The 18428-nt window shown below is 73.4% G+C and carries 16 protein-coding genes and 1 pseudogene; 6 read left to right on the top strand and 11 right to left on the bottom strand.

All coding sequences use genetic code 11. The annotated features are described in order from the left end of the window. Positions 1–45: 45 nt before the first annotated feature. The 6 genes from GA0070610_RS04960 to GA0070610_RS04935 form a co-directional block, all read right to left on the bottom strand. Positions 46–1680 (bottom strand): BCCT family transporter, encoded by a 1635-nt coding sequence (locus GA0070610_RS04960; RefSeq protein WP_088998929.1) that lies wholly within the window; start codon positions 1678–1680, stop codon positions 46–48. 112 nt (positions 1681–1792) lie between these two features. Continuing rightward, positions 1793–2143: a hypothetical protein gene (locus tag GA0070610_RS04955; RefSeq protein ID WP_088998928.1), complete on the bottom strand. Its 351-nt coding sequence runs from the start codon at positions 2141–2143 to the stop codon at positions 1793–1795. Further along, complete coding sequence (locus tag GA0070610_RS31885) at positions 2140–2895, bottom strand: MerR family transcriptional regulator (protein WP_088998927.1); 756 nt, start codon at positions 2893–2895, stop codon at positions 2140–2142. Before GA0070610_RS31885 ends, GA0070610_RS04955 begins: the two co-directional genes overlap by 4 nt. A 172-nt stretch (positions 2896–3067) precedes the next feature. Next, positions 3068–3904, bottom strand: coding sequence for a siderophore-interacting protein (locus tag GA0070610_RS04945; RefSeq protein WP_088998926.1), 837 nt, complete (start codon positions 3902–3904; stop codon positions 3068–3070). Between the two features lie 42 nt (positions 3905–3946). Continuing rightward, positions 3947–5221, bottom strand: a complete 1275-nt coding sequence (locus GA0070610_RS04940) for a deoxyguanosinetriphosphate triphosphohydrolase (RefSeq protein WP_088998925.1) — start codon at positions 5219–5221, stop codon at positions 3947–3949. Then, positions 5211–5564, bottom strand: a complete 354-nt coding sequence (locus tag GA0070610_RS04935) for a VOC family protein (RefSeq protein WP_089003275.1) — start codon at positions 5562–5564, stop codon at positions 5211–5213. The genes GA0070610_RS04940 and GA0070610_RS04935 overlap by 11 nt, the downstream gene beginning before the upstream one ends. Positions 5565–5758: 194 nt before the next feature. On the opposite strand from GA0070610_RS04935, the gene GA0070610_RS04930 reads away from it, so the two are divergent. Then, positions 5759–6244 (top strand): roadblock/LC7 domain-containing protein, encoded by a 486-nt coding sequence (locus GA0070610_RS04930; protein WP_088998924.1) that lies wholly within the window; start codon positions 5759–5761, stop codon positions 6242–6244. Between the two features lie 131 nt (positions 6245–6375). On the opposite strand, the gene ppdK is transcribed toward GA0070610_RS04930, so the two are convergent. Next, entirely contained in the window at positions 6376–9111 is a 2736-nt protein-coding gene (gene ppdK / locus GA0070610_RS04925; RefSeq protein ID WP_088998923.1) for a pyruvate, phosphate dikinase, read from the bottom strand. 317 nt (positions 9112–9428) lie between these two features. Here ppdK and GA0070610_RS04920 point away from each other — a divergent pair. Together GA0070610_RS04920 and GA0070610_RS04915 are read left to right on the top strand one after the other, a co-directional pair. Next, positions 9429–11231, top strand: a pseudogene (locus GA0070610_RS04920) (beta-N-acetylhexosaminidase); the annotation flags it as partial. Positions 11232–11916: 685 nt separating this feature from the next. Further along, positions 11917–12570 carry a C39 family peptidase gene (locus tag GA0070610_RS04915; protein ID WP_088998921.1) on the top strand — a complete coding sequence of 218 codons (654 nt, stop codon included), beginning with the start codon at positions 11917–11919 and terminating at the stop codon, positions 12568–12570. Positions 12571–12671: 101 nt separating this feature from the next. Here GA0070610_RS04915 and dusB read toward each other — a convergent pair whose 3' ends face one another. From dusB to GA0070610_RS04895, 4 genes are all read right to left on the bottom strand, one after another. Next, on the bottom strand, positions 12672–13844 hold the full coding sequence (gene dusB / locus GA0070610_RS04910) for a tRNA dihydrouridine synthase DusB (RefSeq protein ID WP_088998920.1): 1173 nt from the start codon (positions 13842–13844) through the stop codon (positions 12672–12674). 63 nt (positions 13845–13907) lie between these two features. Beyond that, positions 13908–15287 (bottom strand): glycine--tRNA ligase, encoded by a 1380-nt coding sequence (locus GA0070610_RS04905; protein ID WP_088998919.1) that lies wholly within the window; start codon positions 15285–15287, stop codon positions 13908–13910. Positions 15288–15401: 114 nt separating this feature from the next. Beyond that, positions 15402–15977, bottom strand: a complete 576-nt coding sequence (locus tag GA0070610_RS04900) for an Rv0361 family membrane protein (RefSeq protein ID WP_231925911.1) — start codon at positions 15975–15977, stop codon at positions 15402–15404. Between the two features lie 24 nt (positions 15978–16001). Continuing rightward, positions 16002–16343: an antibiotic biosynthesis monooxygenase family protein gene (locus GA0070610_RS04895; RefSeq protein ID WP_088998918.1), complete on the bottom strand. Its 342-nt coding sequence runs from the start codon at positions 16341–16343 to the stop codon at positions 16002–16004. Positions 16344–16370: 27 nt separating this feature from the next. Here GA0070610_RS04895 and GA0070610_RS04890 point away from each other — a divergent pair, with 27 nt between their 5' ends. The 3 genes from GA0070610_RS04890 to GA0070610_RS04880 are packed head-to-tail and all read left to right on the top strand — an operon-like array spanning position 16371 to position 18427. Next, positions 16371–16628 (top strand): hypothetical protein, encoded by a 258-nt coding sequence (locus GA0070610_RS04890; RefSeq protein WP_088998917.1) that lies wholly within the window; start codon positions 16371–16373, stop codon positions 16626–16628. Positions 16629–16682: 54 nt separating this feature from the next. Further along, complete coding sequence (locus GA0070610_RS04885; protein ID WP_088998916.1) at positions 16683–17669, top strand: metal ABC transporter substrate-binding protein; 987 nt, start codon at positions 16683–16685, stop codon at positions 17667–17669. Continuing rightward, positions 17666–18427 carry a metal ABC transporter ATP-binding protein gene (locus GA0070610_RS04880; protein WP_088998915.1) on the top strand — a complete coding sequence of 254 codons (762 nt, stop codon included), beginning with the start codon at positions 17666–17668 and terminating at the stop codon, positions 18425–18427. Before GA0070610_RS04885 ends, GA0070610_RS04880 begins: the two co-directional genes overlap by 4 nt. Position 18428 lies beyond the last annotated feature (1 nt).

The raw sequence follows: 18428 nt of genomic DNA, 5'->3' as shown, positions 1-18428 counted from the left end.
GCGGTCGCGCCGGCGTCCGGACCGGTCCCGCCCGCCCGGGCCGGATCAGCGGGGGCGCCGCAGGTAGCGGCGCACCGGCGGCGGGTCCTCCTCGTCGTACGACCGAGCGGCCCGCACGGCCGCGGCCAGGCCGGAGCGGCGGACCCGCGGCGGCGGGTGCACCGCCGGATCCCGGGCCATGTCCCGGACCAGCGCGACGGCCAGGCCGAGCATCACCACGACGAACGGCAGGGCCACGAGGATGGTCGCCTGTTGCAGCGCGTCCAGCCCGCCCACCAGCAGCAGTACGGCGGCGACCGCGCCGATCAGCACCCCCCAGAGCACCACCAGCACGCGGTGCGGGCGCAGGGCGCCCCGGGACGTCAGCGAGCCGAGCACCAGCGACGCCGAATCGGCGCTGGTGACGAAGTAGAGCGCGATCAGCACCATGGCCAGCACGCTGGTCAGCGTCGCCAGCGGCAGCGCGTCCAGCAGGCCGAACAGCGCCTGCTCGGTGCCCGCCCCGACGTCGGCCACCAGGTCCCGGGCGCCGGTGGCCTGCGCGCGCAGCGCGCTGCCGCCCAGCACCGCGAACCAGAGCGCGCTGGCCCCGCTCGGCACCAGCAGCACGCCGACGAGGAACTGGCGGACGGTGCGGCCCCGGGAGATCCGGGCGATGAAGGTGCCCACGAAGGGCGCCCAGGAGATCCACCACGCCCAGTAGAAGATCGTCCAGGAGCCGAGCCACGACGGGTCGGAGAAGGCGCCGGTACGGGTGGACATGAAGACCAGGTTGCTCAGGTAGTCGCCCACCGAGGCCGGCAGGACCTCCAGCGTGTAGATGGTCGGCCCGACCACGAAGACGAAGAGCATCAGCAGCACCGCCAGCAGCACGTTGGTGGTGGAGAGCCACTTGATGCCCCGGTGCAGTCCCGAGAAGGCGGAGATCACGAAGGCCAGGGTGAGCGCGCCGATCACCACCAGCTCCACCGTGGTCGTGTCCGGAATCCCCGCCACCAGGTCGAGCCCGGCGGCGACCTGGAGCGCGCCGAGGCCGAGGCTGGTCGCCGAGCCGAACACGGTGGCGAAGACGGCCAGCAGGTCGATCGCCCGGCCGGCCGCGCCGTCGGCGCGCTGCCCGAGCAGGGGTTGGAAGGCCGCCGAGATGCGGTTCTCCCGGCCCTTACGGAAGGTCGAGTACGCCAGCGCGAGCGCCACGACCGCGTAGATCCCCCAGGGGTGCAGCGTCCAGTGGAAGAGGGTGTACTGCATCGCCGTGGCGCCGGCCGCGCCGGTCTGCGGTGCGACGCCGGTCGCCGGCGGGGGCGCCGCGTAGTGCTGGATGGGTTCGGCGACGGCGAAGAAGACCAGGCCGATCCCCATCCCGGCGCTGAACATCATGGCCACCCAGGCCAGCGTGCTGAACTCCGGCTCGTCGTCGTCGGCGCCGAGCCGGATCCGGCCGAACCTCGTCGCCGCGATGACCACCGCGAGCACCAGGAAGGCGTCGGCGGCGACCACGAAGAACCAGCCGAAGGTGTCGATCACCCAGGCCAGCCCGGACTCGCCGAAAGCGGCCAGGGAGTCGCGGGCCAGCACGCCCCACGCCACCACCGCCAGTACGCCGCCGACGCTGAGCGCCAGCACCGACCGGTCGATCCGGCCACCGGCCGGCAGCCGGTTCCGTACCTGCCCGCTCATGCGCCACCCCCTGCCCATCGTGCGGGGCAGGGGGAGGCACCGGGCGACATCGGGCGAAGCACCCCACTGCCGGGCGACCGGGACGCAGCCGGGCGGGCGCTCGCGGCGGCGTTCAGACGCGGATGAGCCGGTCCGTCGGAACCGCCAGGACGAAGGGATCGCCGATGTTCCCCTCGTACCCGTAGTCGGCGTTGCGCACCGTCATCCGGTCGGGGGCGACCTCTGCGATGCGTACGGCGATCGGGTCGTCCCGGCCGTCGACGCGCAGGTACCAGCGGTCCGCCAGGTAGCTCAGCCCGCTCTCGTCGAGCAGCCGGGCGGCGTCGTCGGCCGGCTGGGCCGGCCCGAGGGGGTGGCCGAAGGGCGTCACCGGGACGCACCGGCCCGCCGCCGCGGGCACGAGGTACCCGAGGAGTTCGCCATCGTCCTGCCGGTGGTGGGGCAGCCACTCCTGCGGGATCACGACGCCCCACCCGTGGCGGGAGCGTCCGGCCCCGCGGATGCCGCGGCGATGAACGCGATCTGCTCGGCGCTCGGCCCGCCGTGCTCCCGCCGGATGGTGTCCGCGTTCTCCGCCTGCATGGCGTAGAGCGAGCGGCGTAGCCCGTCGTCGCCGCGATGGAACCGCTCCAGCAGTGCCGCCCATTCCGTGGCGAGGGCCCTGCCGTGCTCGCCGGCGGGGTCGGTGCCCGCGTCGATGGCGGCCTGGACCCGCGCGATGAGGTCCGGCCACGCCGCCTCGACGGCCGCCACCTGTCCGGCCTCGCGCTCGCGGCGCTCGGCCAGCCCGGCCAACTGCTCGGCGGTGAAGTACTTCTCGACGATCTCGTCCACGACGACGACCTCCCGGATCAGGCTGAGGAAGTCGGCGGTCGAACGCGGTCGCGCGCCCACCATCGCGCCGAGGCCGGCGCGGAGTCGGCGCAGGGCGACGAGCTGCTCGTCGACGAGGCGGAGGTGCTGGCGCAGGACGTCGTCGACCGAGACCGTCCCGCCCAGCAGCTTCCCGACGGTGGCCAGCGGAACCTCGAGGCGACGCAGGGCGAGCACCTCGTACAGGCGCTCGACGTCGCGGGCCTCGTAGCGGCGGTGCCCCGCCGCAGTGCGCCCGGAGGGCGTCACGAGGCCGAGGTGGTCCCAGTGGTGCAGGGTGCGCACCGTGAGGCCGGTCGCCCGGGCGAGCTCCCCGACCCGCCACGTCCGCGACTGCTCCACGTCCGTCTCCTCCGACTTCCACCGACGACGGATGCGCCGGCGTCCACGACGGTAGGACCTGACGCCGCGTCAGGTTCAAGTCCGACCGGCTGGCGTCGGCGGACCCGTCGCGCGGGGGTTGCGGGCACCTTCGAGCCGGGCGGGATGCCGGGCACGGAGTCCCCGGCGTCGCTCAGGCCGGTACGGCGGCGGACTCCTCGGCCTCCACCTGGCGGTTCCAGGCGGGCTTGCTGGCGCGCCAGCCCTCGTCGTCCAGGCCCCGACGCCAGTAGCCGGAGATGGAGAGCCGCTCGCGGGAGACACCGCGCTCGACGCGCAGCAGGCGGCGCAGCTCCTTGACGAAGGTGGCCTCGCCGTGCACGAAGGCGTGCACGTCGCCGGGCGGGAACTCCAGGGCGCGCACGGCTGCGACCAGGGCCTCCCCGACCGGGCGGTCGCCCCGGTGCAGCCATGTCAGGCGTACGGCGCCGGGGCTGGCCAGCGGCTGCTCGTCGGCCCGGTCGGCGACCTCGACGAAGACGGCGGCCGGGGCACCGGCGGGCAGCCGCTCCAGGGCGGCGGCGATCGCCGGCAGGGCGCTCTCGTCGCCCACCAGCAGGTGCCAGTCGGCGTCGGGGCTGGGGGCGTACGCCCCACCGGGGCCGACGAAGTGCACCGGGTCGCCGGGGCGCAGCGCGGCGGCCCAGGGCCCGCCCACCCCGACGTCGCCGTGGTGCACGATGTCGACGGTCATCTCGCCGCTCGCCGCGTCCCAGGCCCGCACCGTGTACGCCCGCAGCCGGGGCCACTGCTCCCGGGGCAGGTCACGACGGATCGCGTTCAGCTCCATCGGGCTCGGGTACTCGGCGCCCGGCACCGGGAAGACGATCTTGATGTAGTGGTCGGTGAACTCGCCCACCGGCAGGCCGGCCAGCTCCTCACCCCCGAGCACCAGCCGGACCAGATGGGGGGTGGGCCGCCCGGTGCGCAGCACCCGGGCGGTCGTGACCTTGATGGGGCGCTCCGTCATGCCGGTTAGGTTAGCCTAAGTTCGCTCCCCCGCCCATCCCCGTCATCCCCTCGGGCGATCGGCCCCCGCGCCGCGCACCAACCGCGCGTGCCAGGCCACGGCCGCCGGGTCGGTCAACGAGGCGACCTGATCGATCACCACCCGCTGCCGGGCCGCGTCGTCCGGCGCCGCCGACCAGAGCAGGGCGAAGACCGGATCCAGCCCGTCCGGCGCCCGGGCGACCAGGGCGTGCACCAGCTCCGCCAGGACCTCCCGCTGCCGCCGGTAGCGGTCGCCCGAGCCGGGGCGGCGCATCACGTACCGCAGGGCGATGCCCTTGAGCAGGGCGCACCGTGCCCGGACGCGCCGGGGCACCACCAGGTCGGCGGCGTAGCGGCGGTGCGGGCCGGGACCGTAGCGCTCCTGCGTGGCCGCCACCACGGCCGAGACGAAGCGGCCGGTCAGCACGCTGGTGGTCGCCTTCAGCGCCGCCTGCGCCCGGTGGCTGCCGTCGTAGCCGGCGAGCGGGGCGAGCACCGGGTCGTCGAGCAGCTCCAGCAGCACGTCGCCGAGGTCGGCCGGGGACTCGCCGGAGTAGGTGGCGGCGACGTCGGCGCAGAGCGCGGCCCGCTCCTGCGGGTCGTGCAGCAGCGGGCGCAGCGCCACGTACCCGCCGTGGATGCCGTCCTCGACGTCGTGCACCGAGTACGCGACGTCGTCGGCCCAGTCCATCACCTGCGCCTCCACGCAGCGCCGGTCGTCACCCGGCCCGCCGGTCCGCAGCCAGGCGAAGAGCGGTAGGTCGTCGTCGTACACGCCGAACTTGCGTACGCCGGGCCGGCGCGGCCACGGGTACTTGCTGACCGCGTCGAGCGAGGCGCGGGTCAGGTTGAGGCCGGCGGAGCTGCCGTCCGGGGCGAGGACCTTGGCCTCCAGCCGGGTCAGCACCCGCAGCGTCTGCGCGTTGCCCTCGAAGCCACCGCACCCGGCCGCCAGCTCGTCGAGCGCGTCCTCGCCGTTGTGCCCGAACGGCGGGTGGCCGAGGTCGTGGGCGAGCCCGGCGGTGTCCACCACGTCCGGGTCGCAGCCCAGCCGCGCCCCCATCTCGCGGGCGATCTGCGCGACCTCCAGCGAGTGGGTCAGCCGGGTACGCAGGAAGTCGTCGGTGCCGGCCGTGTGCACCTGGGTCTTCGCGGCGAGCCGCCGGAAGGCCGCCGAGTGCAGCACCCGGGCACGGTCCCGCTCGTACGCCGACCGCCCGTACCCGGTGTCCTTCGGCGGCTCGTCGACCCGGCGGGCGACGTCCGGATCGTCCGGCCGGCCACGCTCAGCGCGCACGCTGCCGCAGCACGCAGAACTCGTTGCCCTCCGGATCGGCCAGCACGGTCCACTCCACCTCGCCCTGGCCCACGTCGACGTGCCGGGCACCCATGTCGACCAGCCGCTCGACCTCGGCCTCCAGGTCGTCGGGGCGCAGGTCGATGTGCAGCCGGTTCTTGGTGGTCTTGTCGTCGGCGACCGGCACGAAGACGATGCCCGGCAACCGGTCGGCGGATCGGCGGATCTCCACCTCGTCCGGCTGCTCGGTGACCACCTGGTAGCCCAGCGCCTCGGCCCACCAGCGGGCGAGCCGGGCGGGGTCCCGGGCGTCGACGGTCAGGCTCTCCCAGGCGCTGCTCATGCCGATCAGGTTACGCCCGCGCGCCGCGGACGGCTCGCCGCCGGCGCGCGGGCGACGGCTGCGCAACCTCCGAACAGTCGAGAGTTGTCGACCGATCGCCGACGGTTACGGGATCGCGATCCGGCATGGCCGCCGGTAGCGTTCCCAGCGCGGAACGTGACCAGACTGAGGGCCCGACGGTGGGGGAGAAACCCGTGGACGCGGACACGATGATGGGAACGGAACTGTCGAGGCTGCGCCTGCGCCGCCCCGAGGTGGCGGGCACGGTGCTGGCCGGCACCGACGGCCTGCTGATCTCCAGCGACCTGCCGGCGACGGACGCCACCCACCTGGCGGCGCTCGCGGCGGCCAGCTTCGGCCTCGGCCACCGGGTGGCCGACACGGTGCGGCACGGCGAGTTCCGGGAATCGGTGCTACGCACCTCCACCGGCGCCGTCGTCACCTACCCCGCCGGGCGTAACGCCCTGCTGACGCTGGTGGCCGACGCCAGCGCCGACCTGGAGGAGCTGCACGCCGACGCGCGGGCGGTGGCCCGGCGCACCGGCTCGGTGCTGGACACCAGCCGCCTGATCGGGGCGGCGACGGTGCCCGAGGCGCACGCCCGGCTCACGGCCCGCACCTCGGGCGGCAGGCTGCCCCGGCGCGTCACGCCCCACACCTGGCGCCGCCCGCCGGTCTGAGCAACCCTCCGGGGGTCGGTCGCCACCGGCCCCCGACCCACGGTGCGGTCGCGCCGGCACGGGCCGCCCGCACGGCAGCGGCGGCGGACCCGCTCCCCCGGGTCCGCCGCCGGCCTGTCGCCTCCGCCGCGTCAGCGGCTGTCGGAGCCGTCCGTCTCCACGGCCGCGCGGCCGGCCTCCAACCGGGCGACGGGCACCCGGAAGGGCGAGCAGGACACGTAGTCCAGGCCGACCTCGTGGAAGAAGTGCACCGACTCCGGGTCACCGCCGTGCTCGCCGCAGACGCCGAGCTTCAGCTCCGGCCGGGCGGCCCGGCCCTCCTCCGCGGCGATGCGCACCAGCCGGCCCACGCCGTCGCGGTCGATCGACTCGAACGGCGAGATACCGAAGATGCCCAGCTCCAGGTAGCGCCAGAAGAAGGCGCCCTCGACGTCGTCGCGGGAGAAGCCCCAGCCCATCTGGGTGAGGTCGTTGGTGCCGAAGGAGAAGAACTGTGCCGCCTCGGCGATCTGGCCGGCGGTCAGCGCCGCGCGGGGCACCTCGATCATCGTGCCGATCAGCACCTCGACGCCGCTGTCCCCGACCACCTCGGAGATGATCTTCTCGGCCTCGGCGCGTACCGTCTCCAGCTCCTGCACCGCCCCGACCAGGGGGACCATGATCTCCGGCCGGGCCACCGCGCCGGCACGGGTGACGGTGACCGCGGCCTCCGCGATGGCGCGGACCTGCATGGCGAACAGGCCGGGGATGACCAGCCCGAGGCGGACGCCGCGCAGACCCAGCATCGGGTTCTCCTCGTGCATCCGCCGCACGGCGGCGAGCAGCGCCTCCTCCTTGGCGACGTCCTCGCCGCGTTCCTGGGCGACCGCCACGTTGACCGCGAGCTGCTCCAGCGGGGGCAGGAACTCGTGCAGCGGCGGATCGATCAGCCGGACGGTGACGGGCATCCCGTCCATCTCCCGGAAGATCTCCTCGAAGTCGGCGCGCTGCAACGGCAGCAGCGCGGCCAGCGAGGCCTCCCGCTCGGCGTTGTCGCGGGCCAGGATCAGCCGCTCGACCAGCTCGCGCCGGTCGCCGAGGAACATGTGCTCGGTGCGGCACAGCCCGATGCCCTCCGCGCCGAAGCGCCGGGCCCGGGCGGCGTCCGCGCCGGTGTCGGCGTTCGTGCGGACGGCCAGCCGCCGCCTGGCGTCGGCGTGCGCCATGATCCGGTGTACGGCCCGGACCAGCGCGTTGTCGACGTGCTCCGGGTCGAGGCTGCCCTCGAAGTACTGCACCACCTCCGACGGCATGACCGGCACCTCGCCGAGGTAGACCTTGCCGGTGGTGCCGTCGATGGAGACGACCTCGCCCTCGACGACCGTCTGCCCGCCGACGACGAACCGGCGCTGCGGCACGTCCACTTCGATCTCGTCGGCGCCGGAGACGCAGGTCTTCCCCATGCCCCGCGCCACCACGGCGGCGTGGCTGGTCTTGCCGCCGCGCGAGGTGAGGATGCCCTGGGCCGCGATCATGCCGTTCAGGTCGTCCGGATTGGTCTCGCGCCGGACCAGGATCACCGACTCCCCCTCGGCGGCCAGTTCGACCGCGCGGGCGGAGGTGAAGACCACCTTGCCCGAGGCCGCGCCCGGCGACGCCCCGATCCCCTTCGCCACCGGCTGGAACTCGTGGTCGAGGCGGAACCGCGGGAACATCAGCTGGGCGAGCTGCGCACCGTTGACGCGGTGCAACGCCTCGTCGAGGTCGATCAGGCCCTCGTCGACGAGCTGCCCGGCGATAACGAACGCCGCGGCGGCGGTGCGCTTGCCGACGCGCGTCTGGAGCATCCAGAGCTTGCCGCGCTCGATGGTGAACTCGATGTCGCAGAGGTCGCGGTAGTGGCCCTCCAGCCGGGCCATGATGCCGAGCAGTTCGTCGTAGGACTTCTTGTCCAGTCGCTCCAGCTCCTGCAACGGCACCGTGTTGCGGATGCCCGCGACGACGTCCTCGCCCTGGGCGTTGGCCAGGTAGTCGCCGTAGATGCCCTGGGCGCCGCTGGCGGGGTCGCGGGTGAACGCGACGCCGGTGCCGGAGTCCGGGCCGAGGTTGCCGAAGACCATCGCCACCACGTTGACCGCCGTGCCCAGGTCTGCCGGGATGCGCTCCTGGCGCCGGTAGAGCACCGCGCGCTCGGCGTTCCACGACTCGAAGACCGCGCGGATGGCCAGGTCGAGCTGCTCGCGCGGCTCCTGCGGGAACTCCCGGCCGGTGTGCTTGAAGAAGATCTTCTTGTATGCGTCGACCAGCCCCCGCAGGTCGTCGGCGTCGAGGTCGAGGTCGTTGTGGGTGCCCTTGACCCGCTTGGCGTCGTCGAGCGCGTGCTCGAACTCCTCGCCCGGCACCTCGCACACCGTCTTGCCGAACATCTGGATCAGGCGACGGTAGGAGTCCCAGGCGAACCTGTCCGCGCCGCCGGGGGTGGACTGCCCGCCCGAGCCGCCGGCCTGCCGGGCGAGCCCCTGGACGCTGCGGTCGTTGAGCCCGACGTTGAGGACGGTCTCCATCATGCCGGGCATGGAGAACTTGGCGCCGGAGCGTACGGAGACCAGCAGCGGGTCCTCCGGGTCACCGAGGCGCTTGCCCATCGCCCGCTCCAGCGACGCGAGGTGCGCGGCGATCTGGTCGGCCAGGCCGTCGGGCTCCTCCCCGGTGGCGAGGTACGCCTTGCAGGCCTCCGTGGTGATCGTGAAGCCCGGCGGGACCGGCAGCCCGAGATTGGTCATCTCGGCCAGGTTGGCCCCCTTGCCGCCGAGCAGTTCCTTGAGGTCCTTGTTGCCCTCGGCGAAGGCGTAGACGTACTTGTGTTCCACCGTCTCCTGCGTTGCCACCAGAGCCCTCCCACGCACGCCGGTCCGACACTTAACGAAGGTTCAGTTGCTCCCATTACCCCGGGATGGACCACCGGCAATCCCGGTGCCAAGCCGGCCGGTGGGGCGAAGGCTAGGCGAACTTCGGGTGGCCCGGGACCGTTCGGTGACAATCGGCACAGCCATCACGACTTTCCGCGTTCGTACCGGTTTTTGGGAACGCTTCCACGCGCACGATCACGCATTTCCCGCTTCGCCTCGTAGTCTTGGCCGCAGCCCTTTCGGTGAACCTCACCTTTGCCATAACCACCGCAAATACACCCCTGGGAGCCGCCGCCGTGCCACCCGTTCCCACCCCCGCCCCGGGACCGCTCGACCCGTCCAGCGTTGTGGGGGCCGAGCGGCCGGCCGGGCACCCCGACCTGCCGGTCCGCCAACCGGCCGCGGCGGAACTGGCCCGGGCGGCCACCCGATCCGCCGAGGACGCGCTCACCCCACCGGCCGGCGACGCGCTCGTCCCGCCGACCGGCGACCTGCTCGTCCCGCCGGCCCCGACCGCCGGCCGGGCCGCTCCGGTCGCCCGCGTACGGCTGGGCGACGTCGTGCCCGCCCCGGAGCGGGTCGCGCCGGTCGCGGGCGCCGACTTCGTGCTCACCCCCGACACGGTGATCCGGGTGAGCCCCGACGACGCCGCCCGCGCCGTCGCCGGGCAGCTCGCCGACCTGCTCCGGCCGGCCACCGGCTATCCGCTCCCGGTGGCCGACGGCACCCGGGCGGGGACGGGCGGCGACATCGCGCTGGCGCTGGTCGACTCCGCCGACCTCGGCCCGGAGGGTTACCGGCTCGACGTGACGTCCGACGGGGTACGCGTCGAGGCCGCCACCGGGGCGGGGCTCTTCTTCGGCGTACAGACCCTGCGGCAACTCCTGCCCGCCGCCGTCGAGAGCCCGACGCCGGCCGCCGGGCACTGGGTGCTGCCCGGGGGTTCGGTCTCGGACCGGCCCCGGTTCCCGTACCGGGGGGCGATGCTCGACGTGGCCCGGCACTTCTTCGGCGTACCGGACGTGCTGAGGGTGATCGACCACCTGGCCCGCTACAAGCTCAACCACCTGCACCTGCACCTCACCGACGACCAGGGCTGGCGGATCGCCGTCGACTCCTGGCCCCGGCTGGCCGAGGTCGGCGGGGCGGGCGAGGTGGGCGGCGGCCCGGGCGGGCACTACAGCCGCGACGACTACCGGCGGATCGTGGCCTACGCCGCCGAGCGGCACGTCACCGTGGTGCCGGAGATCGACCTGCCGGGGCACACCCACGCGGCGCTGACCGCGTACGGCGAGCTGGCCCCGGACCGCGTCGCACCACCGCCCTACACCGGCACCGAGGTCGGTTTCAGCTACGTCGACCCCACGAGCGAGCGGACGTACGAGTTCGTCGCCGACGTGCTCGGCGAACTCGCCGCGCTCACCCCCGGGCCGTGGCTGCACATCGGGGGCGACGAGGCGTTCAAGGTGCGCCCCGAGGCGTACGCGGCCTTCGTCGAGCGGGCCCAGCGCATCGTCGCCGCAACCGGCAGGACGGTGGTGGGCTGGCACCAGATCGCGCCCGCCGCGCACAGCGAGGGGCGGGTGCTCCAGTGGTGGGGCACCGGGGGCGAGGACCCGGTCACCGCGGACGCGGTCCGCCGGGGTGCCCGGCTCGTGCTCTCCCCCGCCAACCACGCCTACCTCGACATGAAGTACGCCCCGGACACCCCGATCGGGCACGACTGGGCGGGCCTGATCGACGTGCGGCGGGCGTACGACTGGGATCCCGGCACCCACGTGGCCGGCGTACCGGCCGACGCGGTGCTCGGCGTGGAGGCGCCCCTGTGGACCGAGTCGGTCGCCTCGCGGGCGGAGGTCGAGTTCATGCTCTTCCCGCGCCTGCCCGCGATCGCCGAGCTGGGCTGGTCGCCCCGCGCGACGCACGACTGGGCCGGGTTCCGCGACCGGCTGGCCGGGCACGGCCCGCGCTGGGCCGCTGCCGGCGTGGCCTTCCACCGCTCGCCGGAGATCCCGTGGCCCACGGAGCCACCGGCTCCCGCCGCGCCGCAGGCGGCGATCCCCACCGAGCCGGAACCAGGGGCACCCGCCAGGCCACACCCGGCGATCCCCACCCGGCCGGAACCACCGGCGCCCGCAGCAGTCCCCCGCCAGCCCGGCCCCGAGGAGGCTTCCGCGCCCGCCCCGCCCGCCTGACGTCCTACGCGTCGCCAGCGGCCTCTGACCCCGCCCCACCGCACCGCCCGCCTGACGCCCGCACCTCGTCGCGCCCTGTCGAGCTGATGTCGTAGACGATTCAGACATCCCCTGTCCGTCCCGAATCGGGCGGCCAGCGGAGGCGGAGTGGCGGGCCCCGGCGCGCCTCGGCTCGGGCCGCCGGGGCTCGTGAGTCGTTTACGACATCAGCTCGACAGGGCGCTCGCCGCACCATGCTCACCCGACGACCGACTGCGGCACACCGCGAGACATGAACCGATTGTCCGGTTCGCGCTGTCCGGTTGACCGCCGAATGTCCCTGACGTCCGGTCGCGTCCCGTGGTCGGCGCCACCCGGGCGGCGGAATCGTGGGCGGGGCCGGGTCGTCGGACATGGCATACCCACGGCGCTCCCCCGCGCCGCGGTGCCCGATCGGCCGGCGGAATGCATGGTCGCGTCGGGTCGTTGAGACACCCCGGACGCCCGAGCAGGCCCCGCCGCCGGAGCGATCCGTTCTGAACTTTCCCCTTTCGCGGCACGCCGCTCCCCCGCGCGTGTCCGCGTACCCCCGACGGAAGGTGCCGACATCATGCGTACCGACATCCTGCGTAAGACCGCCCTGACCGTGGCCGGGCTCGCCTTCACCGGCGGCGCCATCGCCGGCCCCGTCACCACCGCCGTCGCCGCGCCTGCCGAGGGCAAGCCCACCCCGGTGAGCCAGGACCGCAAGCAGCACGGCGAGCGCGAACTCGGCGTGCGCTACGAAGCCCAGCCCAACTTCTACTACTGCGGCCCCGCCGCCGCCCGCAACGCCCTGAGCGTGCAGGGCAAGAACATCGACGTCGACGGCATGGCCCAGCGCATGGGCACCACCGAAGCCGGCACCAACTCCATCAACGACATCACCCCCGTACTCAACAAGGAAACCGGCCGCGACGCCTACCAGTCCGTCGAGATCCGCGACCCCAAGGCCGACGACAAGCAGACCGACAAGCTACGCACCGACATCGTCACCGCCATCGACGAAGGCCACGCCGTCGTCGCCAACATCGCCGGCACCGCCACCGACACCGACGGCACCACCCACTCCTTCGAAGGCGGGCACTACATCAGCGTCGTCGGCTACCGCGACAACGGCAACACCGTCACCATCGCCGACTCCGCCGACCCCAACCAGGCCTCCTACCGCATGAGCGTCGACAACCTCGCCGACTGGATCGCCACCCGCGGCTACACCGCCTGACCGACGGCGACGACACCACGCAACGACGACAAGGGCCGGCCCCCACCCAGGGGGCCGGCCCTTCGTCATGCCACCGAGCCGGCGTCAGACGCAGGGGCGACTCAGCCGCCCGAGTCGGCCAGTTCCGCGCCCTCGGGGACGGTGTCGTCGTCGCGGCTGGCCAGCCAGCCCTCGGGAAGGAAGACCTTGCCGGGCGAGTTGGTACGACCGCGCGGCTGGCCCAGCGTGGCCACCGGGAAGGGTTCGGTCGGGTCCAGCTTGCCGAGCAGGTCGTCGAGCTGGGCCAGGCTCTCGATCATGGCCAGCTCGCGGCGCAGCTCGCTGCCGACGGGGAAACCCTTGAGGTACCAGGCGACGTGCTTGCGGAAGTCCGTGCAGCCGTCCCGCTCGCCCCGGGCGGGCGTACGCGAGCCGGCGGTGAACTGGTCGACCAGCAGCTCCGCGTGGCGGCGCATGGTGCGCGCCACCTCGCCGAGGGTGGGTAGCCGGCGCTCCGGCCGGCCGTCGAAGGCGGCCTCGAGGTCGGCGAAGAGCCACGGGCGGCCCAGGCAGCCCCGACCGACGACCACCCCGTCGACGCCGGTGTGCGCCACCATCCGCAGCGCGTCGTCGGCCTCCCAGATGTCGCCGTTGCCGAGCACCGGCACGTCGAGGGCCTGCTTGAGGGCGGCGATGGCGTCCCAGTCCGCCGTGCCGGAGTAGCGCTGCGCGGCCGTACGCCCGTGCAGGGCGACCGCCGCCACGCCCGCGTCCTGTGCGGCGAGCCCCGCCTCGACGTACGTCAGGTGGTCGTCGTCGATGCCCTTGCGCATCTTGACCGTGACCGGCACCCCGGCGGGTGACGCGGCGTCCACCGCGGCCCTGACCAGCCGGGCGAAGAGCCGGCGCCGCCACGGCAGCGCCGAGCCGCCGCCCCGGCGGGTGACCTTGGGCACCGGGCAGCCGAAGTTGAGGTCGATGTGGTCGGCGAGGTCCTTCTCCACCACGATCCGCACGGCGGCGGCGGTGATCTCGGGGTCGGTGCCGTAGAGCTGGAGGCTGCGGGGCCGCTCGTCGTCGCCGAACGCGATCATGCGCAGCGTCTTCGGGTTCCGTTCGACCAGCGCGACGGTGGTGATCATCTCGCAGACGTAGATGCCGCCGCCCTGCTCCCGGCAGAGCTGCCGGAAGCCGACGTTGGTGATGCCGGCCATCGGCGCGAGCACCACCGGGGGCCACACCTCGTGCCGCCCGATGGTCAGCGGGCGCAGTGCGGGAACGGTCGGCGCGGTCACCGGACAAGTGTACGGGGGCCTGGCCGGCGCGTTCCCCGCCGGCCAGGCCCCCGTAGTCACCGCTCAGCAGCCGGGAAGGCGCTCGATCAGGTAGCGCTCGACCTGGTCCAGCGCGATGCGCTCCTGGGCCATGGTGTCCCGGTTCCGCACGGTCACCGCGTTGTCGTCGAGGGTGTCGAAGTCGACCGTCACGCAGAACGGGGTGCCGATCTCGTCCTGGCGGCGGTAGCGGCGGCCGATGGCCTGCGAGTCGTCGAACTCCACCACCCAGCGCTTGCGCAGGTCCGCGGCGAGCCCCTTCGCCTTGGGCGAGAGCGCCTCGTTGCGCGACAGCGGCAGCACCGCCACCTTGACCGGGGCCAGTCGCGGGTCGAAACGCATCACCGTGCGCTTGTCCACGCCGCCCTTGGTGTTCGGCGCCTCGTCCTCGTCGTACGCCTCCAGCAGGAACGCGAGCACCGCGCGGGTCAGGCCGGCGGCCGGCTCGATGACGTACGGCATCCAGCGCTCGCCCTTGGCCTGGTCGAAGTAGGACAGGTCGACGCCGGAGTGCTTGCTGTGCGTGGTCAGGTCGAAGTCGGTGCGGTTGGCGATGCCCTCCAACTCCGCGAACTCGGTGCCGCCGAACTGGAAGCGGTACTCGATGTCGACCGTGCGCTTCGAGTAGTGGGAGAGCTTCTCCTTCGGGTGCTCGTAGAAGCGCAGGTTGCCCTCCGACAGGCCCAGGTCGAGGTACCAGTTCCAGCGCTCGGAGAGCCAGTACTCGTGCCACTGCTCGTCCGAGCCCGGCTCGACGAAGAACTCCATCTCCATCTGCTCGAACTCGCGGGTGCGGAAGATGAAGTTGCCCGGCGTGATCTCGTTGCGGAACGACTTGCCGGTCTGGGCGATGCCGAACGGCGGCTTCTTGCGGGCGACCGTCTCGACGTTCTTGTAGTTGACGAAGATGCCCTGGGCGGTCTCGGGCCGCAGGTAGTGCATGCCCTCCTCGCTCTCGACCGGGCCGAGGAAGGTCTTCATCAGGCCGTTGAACATCTTCGGCTCGGTGAAGGTGCCCTTGTTGCCGCAGTTCGGGCAGTTCAGCTCGGTCAGCGAGGCCGGCGGCTTGCCGTGCTTGGCCTCGTACGCCTCCTCGAGGTGGTCGGCCCGGAACCGCTTGTGGCACGACTGGCACTCGGTCAGCGGGTCGACGAAGGCGTCCAGGTGACCGGAGGCGGCCCAGACGTCGCGGGCCAGGATCACGGCGGAGTCGAGGCCGACCACGTCGTCGCGCTGCTGGACCATGGTCTTCCACCACTGCCGGCGGACGTTCTCCTTCAGCTCCACGCCGAGCGGACCGTAGTCCCACGCCGACCGGGTGCCTCCGTAGATCTCGCTGGAGGGGAAGACGAAGCCTCGGCGCTTGGCGAGGCTGACGACGGCGTCGATACGGTCGGCTGGCATGTTTCCTCCTACGCCGACTGGCGGTCGGCGGGGACGCGGTAAGGACGGAAGGAACAGTTCGGGACAACGGTACGACCCGTGCCGTCCCGGGCCCAGCAGAATACCGGTGGCGGGTCAGCTCACCCCGCACACCTCCATGCCACCGGTCTGCTGGTCCTGCCCGAGGGTGACCTCCTGGCGGTCCTGCTGACCGCCGGTGTAGGTCACGTCGACGGGCACGGTGAGGGCGACCGCGTCCACGTCGCCCACCCGGAAGGTCGCGATCTGCGGCTCGGCGGCCACCCGGCGTTCGAACTCCCGGCGTGACTCGCGCCGCTGCGCGTCGTCGCAGAGCTGGTCGTACGCCGCGCCGTACTTGCGCTCGACGAGCGCCTGGTAGTAGTCGGTGGAGACGGTGCGCCCCTGCTCGCGTACGGCCTGCACCCCCGTCACGGCCAGCCCCACCACGGCCGCGCCACCCCCGCCGCAGCAGAGCAGCACGGCGAGCGCCCCGGCGCCCAGCCCGAGCCAGAGGCGGGTGTTGCGGCCCTCGGTGGGCGGCGCCGCGAACGGCGGGGTGACCCCCGGCCCGGCGGGCGGGGCGGGCGCGCCCGGGTCCCCCGGCGGGCCGGGCACGGCGGGCGGCTGCGCCCCCTGCTGGCCGGGCGGCGGAGGGTACGGCGGCGGGATCGCCGGTCCGGGAGCGGTCATGCAAGCAATGTAGTGCCCACGGGCTCAGCGGTAAGGAGCAGCGGCCCGATCGCTGGCGGTCCGGACGACCTCCCCGCCGGGGGCGGCGCTGGCGAGCGCCTCGTACGCCGACGGTTCGTCGAGCGACTCGGCGAGCAGCGGCACTGCGGTGATCTTGACGTCGAAGCCGCCCAGGGCCCGGCGGTAGGTGCCGACCGACTCCCACTCGGTGACCAGGCACCAGTGTCGCGGGTCGTCCAGCGCCCGGACGAGCTGGCCGCGCAGGTAACCGGGGCGGGCCGCGAGGGCGGCGAGGGCGGCGTGCGCCCGCTCGGTGAACTCGTCGGCGACATCGACGTCCACCACGAACCGGTTCGTCACCAGCACGGGGTTCCTCCTCGTAGAGTCTGTGGGATGCAGCGTACGCAGAGCCGGATGCCGGCCCGGTTGGCCCGGGCGAACCCGACGACGGTGTTCCTGGTCACCCTTGTGCTGGTGCTTGTCGCGTTCTTCACCCCCGGCGTGGTCGGCGGGCTGTTCACCCTGCTGCTGGCCGCTGCCGTGGCCGCGCTGCTGGTCACCACCTGGTCGGTGCAGACGGCGCCGACGCGGGTGATCCGGCTGGTGGCGCTCACCCTGCTGGTCACCGCGGGCCTGGTGAAGCTGTTCTGACATGCAAGCATGCGTTTTTGACAATCATTATCGTTGTCGCGGACAGTTCATGGCATGAACATCCGCTCCGCCCCGCGCACCCTGGCCGTCGCCACCACCGCCCTGCTCGCCCTGGGCGGTGTCACGGCCTGCTCCGACGACGGCACCGCCGGCGCCGACCCGCAGCGGGTCGACGTGGTGGCGGCCTTCTACCCGTTGCAGTTCCTCGCCGAGCGCATCGGCGGCGACGCGGTGAAGGTGACCAACCTGGTCAAGCCCGGGGCGGAGCCGCACGACCTGGAGCTGAACCCGGGCCAGGTGGGCCAGGTCGCCGAGGCGGAGCTGGTCGTCCTGCTCAAAGGCTTCCAGCCGGCGCTGGACGAGGCCGTCGAGCAGAACGCCAAGGACCGCGCGTTCGACGTGTCGACCGTGCAGCCGCTGATGGACGCCGCCGCGGGCGGCCACGACCACGACCACGAGGGCGAGGAGCACGCCCACCCCGAGGAGTCGACCAAGGCCGAGGAGCCCGGCCACGAGGAGAACGGCACCAAGGACCCGCACCTCTGGCTGGACCCGACCCGCCTGGCCACGGTCGGCGACAAGCTCGCCGAGCGGCTCGGCAAGGCCGACCCGGACCGCGCCGCCGACTACACCGCCCGCGCCGGGGCGCTGCGTACCGAGCTGGAGAAGCTGGACGCCGAGTTCACGACCGGGCTGAAGACCTGCCAGCGGCGGGAGATCGTGGTCAGCCACACCGCCTTCGGCTACCTGACCGAGCGCTACAAGCTGGAGCAGATCGGCATCACCGGGCTCAGCCCGGACAACGAGCCCGCCCCGCAGCGCCTCGCCGAGGTGATCGAGGAGGCCCGGGAGCACAAGGCCACCACGATCTTCTTCGAGACCCTCGTCAGCCCGAAGGTGGCCGAGACCATCGCCAAGGAGGTCGGCGCGAAGACCGCCGTGCTGGACCCCCTGGAGGGGCTGACGCCCGGCGGCGGCGACTACCTTTCGGTGATGCGTACCAACCTTGCGACCCTGAGGACGGCGTTGAGCTGCTCGTGACATCCCCAGTCATCACCGTCGCGCACGGGGTGGTCGGCTACGACGGCCGCCCCGTGCTGCGCGACGTCTCGTTGACCGTGACCGCCGGCGAGGTGGTCGCGGTGCTCGGCGCCAACGGCTCCGGCAAGTCCACCCTGATCCGCGCCGCGCTCGGCCTGGTGCCGCTCAGCTCCGGATCGGTCACCCTCTTCGACCGCCCGTTGCGCCGCTTCCGGCAGTGGCACCGCATCGGGTACGTCCCGCAGCGCCTCGGCGCCGGCAGCGGCGTACCGGCCACCGTCCGCGAGGTGGTGGCCTCCGGCCGGCTCGCCCGGCGTGGGGTGCTGCGCCCGCCCGGCGCGGCGGACCGGGCGGCGGTGGCCGCCGCGCTGGAGGCGGTCGGGCTCGCCGACCGGGCCCGCGATCCCGTGGCCACCCTTTCCGGCGGGCAGCAGCAGCGCACCCTGATCGCCCGGGCGCTGGCCGGCCAGCCGGAGCTGCTGGTCCTCGACGAGCCCACGGCCGGGGTCGACGCCGCCAGCCAGGAGGCGTTCGCGGGGGCGCTGCACGGCTTCGTCGCCGGCGGCGGCACGGTGCTGCTGGTGGCCCACGAGCTGGGGCCGCTGCGACCGCTGATCACCCGGGCGGTCGTCGTACACCAGGGTGGGATCTGCCACGACGGCGCGGTGCCCGAGCCCGCCGGCCACCACGCGGAGCCCGACCACGACCACGTGCACCCGCACGGTCCCGACGAGCCCGCCGGGCTGTGGAGCAGCTGAG

It is taken from the genome of Micromonospora echinofusca (assembly GCF_900091445.1).
In the GTDB taxonomy this organism is placed as follows: Bacteria; Actinomycetota; Actinomycetes; order Mycobacteriales; family Micromonosporaceae; genus Micromonospora; species Micromonospora echinofusca.
This window is presented reverse-complemented; position numbering and strand designations above follow the sequence as displayed.